Annotated in this window: 8 protein-coding genes; all 8 read left to right on the forward strand. The window is 35.0% G+C overall.

Annotated elements, in window-relative coordinates; genetic code table 11:
* Positions 1–99 precede the first annotated feature (99 nt).
* Genes hisG through hisIE form a run of 8 tightly spaced genes read left to right on the forward strand, consistent with a single transcriptional unit; the run spans position 100 to position 6,999 of the window.
* Entirely contained in the window at positions 100–957 is an 858-nt protein-coding gene (hisG, locus tag Q0A18_RS14795) for an ATP phosphoribosyltransferase (RefSeq protein ID WP_292010932.1), read from the forward strand.
* A 2-nt stretch (positions 958–959) separates the two neighbouring features.
* Positions 960–2,255: a histidinol dehydrogenase gene (gene hisD, locus Q0A18_RS14800; protein ID WP_292010933.1), complete on the forward strand. Its 1,296-nt coding sequence runs from the start codon at positions 960–962 to the stop codon at positions 2,253–2,255.
* On the forward strand, positions 2,242–3,273 hold the full coding sequence (gene hisC, locus Q0A18_RS14805) for a histidinol-phosphate transaminase (protein ID WP_292010934.1): 1,032 nt from the start codon (positions 2,242–2,244) through the stop codon (positions 3,271–3,273). Before hisD ends, hisC begins: the two co-directional genes overlap by 14 nt.
* On the forward strand, positions 3,270–4,364 hold the full coding sequence (gene hisB, locus Q0A18_RS14810; protein WP_292010935.1) for a bifunctional histidinol-phosphatase/imidazoleglycerol-phosphate dehydratase HisB: 1,095 nt from the start codon (positions 3,270–3,272) through the stop codon (positions 4,362–4,364). The genes hisC and hisB overlap by 4 nt, the downstream gene beginning before the upstream one ends.
* Position 4,365: 1 nt before the next feature.
* Positions 4,366–4,944, forward strand: a complete 579-nt coding sequence (gene hisH, locus Q0A18_RS14815) for an imidazole glycerol phosphate synthase subunit HisH (RefSeq protein ID WP_292010936.1) — start codon at positions 4,366–4,368, stop codon at positions 4,942–4,944.
* Between the two features lie 3 nt (positions 4,945–4,947).
* Positions 4,948–5,670: a 1-(5-phosphoribosyl)-5-[(5-phosphoribosylamino)methylideneamino]imidazole-4-carboxamide isomerase gene (gene hisA, locus Q0A18_RS14820; RefSeq protein ID WP_292010939.1), complete on the forward strand. Its 723-nt coding sequence runs from the start codon at positions 4,948–4,950 to the stop codon at positions 5,668–5,670.
* The gene (gene hisF, locus Q0A18_RS14825; RefSeq protein WP_292010937.1) at positions 5,663–6,415 is read left to right on the forward strand and encodes an imidazole glycerol phosphate synthase subunit HisF; all 753 of its coding nucleotides are present in this window, start codon (positions 5,663–5,665) and stop codon (positions 6,413–6,415) included. Before hisA ends, hisF begins: the two co-directional genes overlap by 8 nt.
* A complete protein-coding gene (gene hisIE / locus Q0A18_RS14830) occupies positions 6,412–6,999 on the forward strand; it encodes a bifunctional phosphoribosyl-AMP cyclohydrolase/phosphoribosyl-ATP diphosphatase HisIE (protein ID WP_292010938.1) in 588 nt (195 codons plus the stop codon). Before hisF ends, hisIE begins: the two co-directional genes overlap by 4 nt.
* Positions 7,000–7,175: the final 176 nt, after the last annotated feature.

Below are 7,175 nucleotides of genomic sequence, written 5' to 3' on the forward strand. Positions count from 1 at the left end.
ACAACCGTCTGAGTCAATAGACGGTTTTTTTATTTCTGTTATTCTCTGGAAATTTATTGACCTTTATCTATTTACTCAGATACATATAAAAAAACAAAAATGAGTAAATTAAGAATCGCTATTCAGAAAAGTGGACGCCTGTATGAAGATTCATTACAACTTCTGAAGGACTGCGGAATTTTCATTAATAATGGTAAAGATCAGCTTAAAGTAACGGTAGATAATTTTCCTATGGAGATTATGTATCTGCGAAATTCTGATATTCCTCAATACCTGGAAGATGGGGTAGTAGATATCGCCATTGTTGGTGAAAACCTATTGATAGAAAAACAAAAAAATGTAAAAATCAGACAAAGATTAGGCTTTTCAAAATGCCGGGTTTCTCTTGCCGTCCCCAAAGATATAGATACCAATGATCTCAGTTATTTTCAAGGCAAAAAAATAGCTACTTCTTATCCGAATACCTTACAACAGTTTCTCAATAAAAACAATATAGATGCCGATATACACGTTATTTCCGGTTCTGTAGAGATTGCTCCCAATATTGGGCTTGCCGATGGAATATGTGACATTGTGAGTTCTGGAAGTACTCTGTTTAAAAACGGGTTGAGAGAAACTATCACATTACTGACTTCAGAAGCGGTTTTGGCAGAAACTTCAATATTAAGTACTGATAAAGAGCAGATTTTAGATAAATTTCTATTCAGAATCCAGGCCGTACTTAAAGCCAAAAATTCCAAGTATATTCTGATGAATGTTCCCAATGATAAAATTTCAAATATTTCAAAAGTTCTTCCCGTTCTTAAGAGTCCCACCGTTATTCCTCTTGCAGAAGAAGGATGGAGCAGTATTCATTCAGTAATTGATGAAAAAAGATTCTGGGAAGTAATTGATGAGCTTAAAGAAAATGGAGCTCAGGATATTTTAATAATTCCAATAGATAAAATGGTGATTTAATTATGCATATAGACAGATACTCAAAAAAAGAAAACTGGATTGATCTTGTAGAACGTCCAGTCATAAAAAGAGCAGAGATCTCAAAAATCATTGCAGAAATTTTCACAGAAGTGGAAAAAAGAGGAGATCAGGCTTTACTTGATTTTAATAAAAAATTTGATTCCGCAGATATTGACTGCTTATCTGTTTCTCAATCTGAAATTGAAAAAGCAACTGAATTAATCAGTGATGATTTGAAAAGAGCAATTCAGAAAGCCAAAGAAAATATTGCTAAATTTCATGGTTCTCAGCAGGAAGAAATTAATAAAATAGAAACTTCAAAAGGAATAGTGTGCTGGAGAGAATCCAGAGGAATAGAAAAGGTCGGGATATATATTCCGGGAGGAACTGCGCCTTTATTTTCTACCGTTCTAATGCTCGCTGTTCCCGCCCAGATTGCTGGATGTAAAGAAATTATTCTTTGTACACCTCCGGATAAAGAAGGGAATATAAATCCTGCTATTTTATATGCAGCTCAACTATGCGGGGTTACTCAAATATTTAAAACCGGAGGAGCACAGGCTATAGCTGCTATGACGTTGGGTACAGAAAGTGTCCCTAATGTATACAAAATCTTCGGACCGGGAAATCAGTATGTAGTAGCTGCCAAGGAATTTGCTTTACATTACGGTGTCTCAATAGATATGCCTGCCGGTCCCAGCGAAGTACTGGTTATTGCCGATGAAAAGGCTTTCCCGGAATTCTGTGCTGCAGATCTCCTTTCACAGGCAGAACACGGAAGTGACAGCCAGGTAATATTTATTTCTACTGATTTTAATATTTTAAATAAGACAATGGAGGAGGTCACCAGGCAATTAAAAAATCTTCCAAGAAATGAATTCGCCTCACAATCCTTGAACAACAGCAGGTTTCTGCTTATGAAAACTATTGATGATGCTGTTGAATTCAGTAATTTGTATGCTCCTGAACACCTTATTCTTGCTATAGAAAATTTTGAAGAAGTTATTCCGCTTGTTAGGAATGCAGGTTCTGTCTTTCTTGGAAACTATTCATGTGAAAGCGCCGGAGATTATGCCAGTGGAACCAATCATACATTACCGACCAACAAATTTGCTAAGAATTATAGTGGAGTTTCCCTGGACAGCTTTGTTAAAAAAATAACGTTCCAGCATCTCTCTAAAAAAGGTTTGCAATACCTTGGGAAAACCATTGAAGTAATGGCTAAAGCTGAGGGGCTTATTGCCCACAAAAATGCAGTATCTATCCGTTTAAAACAAATTAATAATGAAGCCGTTTAATATAAATCAGCTGGTAAGGAAAAACATTTTGGAATTAACGCCCTATACCAGCTTTAGAGATCAGAATGAATTTAGTAATCCAATACTTTTGGATGCCAATGAAAGTCCTTTTGGGGAGTATAATCGATACCCGGATTCTACCCATAAAGAGATCAGGCAAAAGCTTTCGAAGCTTAAAAATATATCTTCAGAACAAATAGTATTGGGAAATGGAAGTGATGAACTTATCGATTTAATCATCAGGATATTCTGTGAACCAAAAAAAGATTCGATTATGATGATGGATCCTTCTTTTGCTATGTATGGATTTTATGCTTCTGTCAATGAAAATAAAGTGATTAAGCTTCCATTAAATAAGGATTTTGAAATCGAAAAACAAAGATTTCTTTCTATTACTCAAGAAAATCAGCCTAAAGTATTCTTTTTATGTTCTCCTAATAATCCTACAGGAAACAGCACTGAAGATATTGAGTTTTACCTTCAGAATTTTGAAGGAATTGTAGTCGTGGATGAAGCTTATATTGAATTTTCTGATAAAAAATCATGTCTGGAACTTATAGCTCAATATCCTAACCTGATTGTTCTTCAAACATTTTCAAAAGCATGGGGAGTTGCAGGAGCAAGGGTAGGAATAGCGTATGCTTCAGAAGAAATTATCAGACTGATGTATACTGTAAAAGCACCTTATAATGTAAATACTTTAAGTCAGCAGCTGATAATAAAAAGTCTGGAAAATCTGGAAGAGTTTAAGCAAAACCTGGAAGATATTAATATTGAGAAAGCATGGCTGAAAAATGAACTCGAGATTATTGAAAATATAACCAAAGTATACCCAACAGATGCCAACTTCTTTCTGATAGAATTTGACGATGCTGAAAAGGTATATAACCAGCTTTTGGAGAAGGAAGTTCTGACCAGTAAAAGAACTCCGGCAATACCTAACTGTCTTCGAATCAATATAGGAAACAGAGAAGAAAATATTCAGCTTATCCAAACCTTAAGAAATAAAGCACTATGAAAAAAGTATTATTTATTGACCGTGACGGAACACTTATTATAGAACCACCTGTCGATTTTCAGGTAGACTCTCTGGAAAAACTTGAATTTTATCCCGGAATTTTTCAGAATCTTGCTAAAATAGCTAAAGAATTGGAATATGAATTAGTAATGGTTACCAATCAGGATGGTCTGGGGACTGACAGTTTTCCCTATGAAGATTTTATAAAACCTCATGAAAAAATGATGAAAGCATTCGAAAATGAGGGAATACTTTTTACTGATGTTTTCATTGACAAAAGCTTTGAACATGAGAATCTTCCGACTAGAAAGCCGGGAATAGGAATGCTGGGTAAATACATGTATGGAGATTATGACCTCGCTAATTCTTATGTAATCGGAGACAGGCTTACGGATATTCAACTGGCTGAAAATTTAGGTTCAAAATCTATTTTAATCAGTGATAACCAAAATCCTGAAGCAGAACTTACAACTACAAGCTGGGCAGAAATTTATCAGTTTCTGAAACAGATTCCACGAAGAGCAAGTGTTACAAGAAAGACCAATGAAACAAAAATTGAAATAGAAGTTAATCTCGACGGGAAAGGAAATTCTGATATTTCTACCGGATTACACTTCTTTGACCATATGTTGGAACAGATCTCAAGACATGGAAATTTAGACCTTAAGATTAAAGTCCAGGGAGATTTACAGGTAGATGAGCATCATACAATAGAAGACACAGGAATTGTTTTGGGAGAAGCTATTCTCAAAGCATTAGGAAAGAAAAAAGGAATTGAAAGATATGGTTTTTTATTACCTATGGATGATTGCCTGGCTCAAACAGCAATAGATTTCGGAGGAAGACCTTGGATCGTCTGGGATGTTGATTTCAAAAGAGAAAAAATAGGAGATGTTCCTACTGAAATGTTTTTTCACTTTTTCAAGTCATTTACCGATTCTTCTAAGTCTAATCTTAATATTAAAGCCGAAGGTGACAATGAGCACCACAAGATAGAATCTGTTTTCAAAGCCTTTGCCAAAGCAATTAAAATGGCTGTAAACCAATCTGATCAAAATTTTAATTTACCTTCTACAAAAGGAAGCCTATAATATGATTGCCATTATAAAATATAACGGGGGAAATGTGAATTCCGTACAAAATGCCCTTAACAGACTGGATATAAAATCAGTTATTACTGATGATCCGGAAATCATTCAAAAAGCGGATAAAGTTATCTTTCCGGGAGTAGGTGAAGCTTCTTCTACCATGAATCTATTAAAGGAAAAAGAATTGGATTTACTTATTCCAAGTCTTAAACAGCCCTTTCTTGGAATTTGTCTGGGAATGCAGCTGATGTGCAAAGATAATGAAGAGGGAAATACCAGTGGAATGGGAGTATTCGATATCAGTGTAAAGAGGTTTCCTGCCAAAGGAATTGTTCCTCATATGGGATGGAATACACTTTCAGATTGTAGTTCTATGATTTTTACAGACATTCAAAAGGAAAATGACTTTTATTTTGTTCACAGTTATTATTGTGAATTATCCCCATATACTACCTCTGTTTGTGATTATCTGCTTCCGTTTAGTGCTTCTTTACAGAAAGACAATTTCTTTGCGACTCAGTTTCACCCGGAAAAATCCGGAAAAACAGGAAATCAACTGCTTAAAAACTTTTTAAAACTATAAATGATGAGAATAATTCCTGCTATTGATATTATTGAAGGTAAATGTGTCCGCCTTTCCAAAGGAGATTACACTACCAAAAAGATATATAACGAGGACCCTGTGGAAGTAGCCAAAGAATTTGAAGATTATGGAATTCAGTTTCTTCATTTAGTAGATCTTGACGGTGCTAAGTCTAAACATATTGTCAATCAAAAAGTACTGGAAAATATTGCAAAGGAAACTTCATTAAAGATCGATTTTGGAGGAGGTTTAAAAACAGAGAAAGACATTGAAGCAGCTTTTAATTCCGGGGCTGCTCAAATTACGATAGGAAGTATTGCCATACAGAATCCCGAGTTCTGCTATAAAATGATTAAAAAATATGGTCCAGAAAAAATTATTCTCGGAGCAGATTGTGATAACAGGAAAATAAAAACTTCCGGCTGGCTGGAAGAAAGCAACAGGGAAGTAGTCGATTTTATTCAAAATTACAAGAAGAATGGAATTCTGAATGTGATCTGTACCGACATTTCAAAAGACGGAATGCTGGCGGGTCCTTCTAAAGAGCTTTATGTGGAAATTATTGACAAAACTTCTGTTCGGTTAATTGCAAGCGGGGGAATCTCGGGAATAGAAGATGTATATATGATGAAAGAAATAGGATGTGCCGGAACCATTATCGGCAAAGCTATTTATGAAGGAAAAATCCAATTGAATGAACTAAAAAAATTGATTGAAAATGCTTAAAAAAAGAATTATTCCCTGTTTAGATATCAAAGACGGAACAACCGTAAAAGGTATTAACTTTGAAGGGCTCCGAAATGCAGGAGATCCTATAGAGCTTGCCAAAAAATATGAAAAACAGGGAGCCGATGAATTGGTTTTTTTAGATATTACCGCAACCATTGAAGAGCGTAAAACTTTTGCACAGCTCGTAAAGAAAATTGCTGGTGAATTAAGTATTCCCTTTACAGTAGGGGGTGGGATTTCCTCTGTAGAAGATGTAAGAAAGCTATTGGAAGCAGGAGCTGATAAAATAAGTGTTAATTCATCTGCTGTAAAGAATCCTCAACTGATCTATGACCTCTCTAAGGAATTTGGAAATCAGTGTGTCGTAGTGGCGATTGACACCAAATGGGTTGATAGCTGTGACTGGGTTCATATTAAAGGGGGAAGGGAAATAACCGGTTTAAAAACATTGGAATGGGCTAAAGAAGCAGAATCCTTAGGAGCAGGAGAAATCCTCTTAACCTCTATGGATGGAGACGGTACAAAAAACGGATTCGATATAAGAATTACTAAACTTATTTCAGAGAATCTGACAATTCCAGTTATTGCTTCCGGTGGTGCCGGTAAAACAGAAGATTTTACTGAAGTATTTAATAAAACATCAGCTACAGGAGCTTTAGCAGCCAGTGTTTTTCACTTTGAAGAAATTCATATACAGGATTTAAAACAGGAACTCAAACATCAAAATATAGAAATACGATGAAAATAGATTTTAGTAAAATGAATAACCTAGTTCCTGTCATTATTCAGGACGACAGAACTCTTCAGGTTCTTATGCTCGGATATATGAACGAAGAAGCATTGGAAAAAACAAAATCCGAAGGGATTGTTACTTTCTACAGCCGTTCAAAAAACAGACTCTGGACAAAAGGAGAAGAGTCTGGGAATTTTCTTACTGTGAAAAGTATTGCAGAAGATTGTGATCAGGATACAATATTAATTAAAGTAATCCCCACCAATGTAGTTTGCCATACAGGAAGTTTTAGCTGTTTCGGGGAAAAGGAAAATAAAGGATTTTTATATGAGCTGGAAAGTAAAATATCCCAGCGTATTGATAATAAAAGTGATGATTCTTATACCTATTCTTTATTCCAGAGAGGAATTAATAAAGTGGCTCAAAAAGTAGGAGAGGAGGCTGTAGAAGTAGTGATAGAAGCCAAAGATAATAATGATGATTTGTTTAAAAATGAAGCAGCAGATTTATTGTATCACTTTTTAATCTTGTTGAAAGCTAAGAATTTTAAGCTTGAAGATATTGAAGAAGTTTTAAAAACCAGAGATAAGTAATTTATGATACAAAAAACCTGAATAAGATTATTCAGGTTTTAATTTATAGGATATGCAATAATCTGATCTTCACCAGAATTCTCCCAAGTCATATTTTGAGACTAGTATGGAAAAAATTTGTAGAGATAATAGGTGTTGCAGTTGGCTGAACCGGAAAAAATAAGACACGAAATAAT

The organism is Chryseobacterium sp. (assembly GCF_022712095.1).
Classification (GTDB): Bacteria; Bacteroidota; Bacteroidia; order Flavobacteriales; family Weeksellaceae; genus Chryseobacterium.

Excerpts from the sequence above, each read along its gene's own strand:
- hisA (WP_292010939.1), top strand. The coding sequence starts at position 4,948 with ATGAGAATAATTCCTGCTATTGATATTATTGAAGGTAAATGTGTCCGC.
- hisH (WP_292010936.1), top strand. The coding sequence starts at position 4,366 with ATGATTGCCATTATAAAATATAACGGGGGAAATGTGAATTCCGTACAA.
- hisIE (WP_292010938.1), top strand. The coding sequence starts at position 6,412 with ATGAAAATAGATTTTAGTAAAATGAATAACCTAGTTCCTGTCATTATT.
- hisC (WP_292010934.1), top strand. The coding sequence starts at position 2,242 with ATGAAGCCGTTTAATATAAATCAGCTGGTAAGGAAAAACATTTTGGAA.
- hisF (WP_292010937.1), top strand. The coding sequence starts at position 5,663 with ATGCTTAAAAAAAGAATTATTCCCTGTTTAGATATCAAAGACGGAACA.
- hisD (WP_292010933.1), top strand. The coding sequence starts at position 960 with ATGCATATAGACAGATACTCAAAAAAAGAAAACTGGATTGATCTTGTA.
- hisB (WP_292010935.1), top strand. The coding sequence starts at position 3,270 with ATGAAAAAAGTATTATTTATTGACCGTGACGGAACACTTATTATAGAA.
- hisG (WP_292010932.1), top strand. The coding sequence starts at position 100 with ATGAGTAAATTAAGAATCGCTATTCAGAAAAGTGGACGCCTGTATGAA.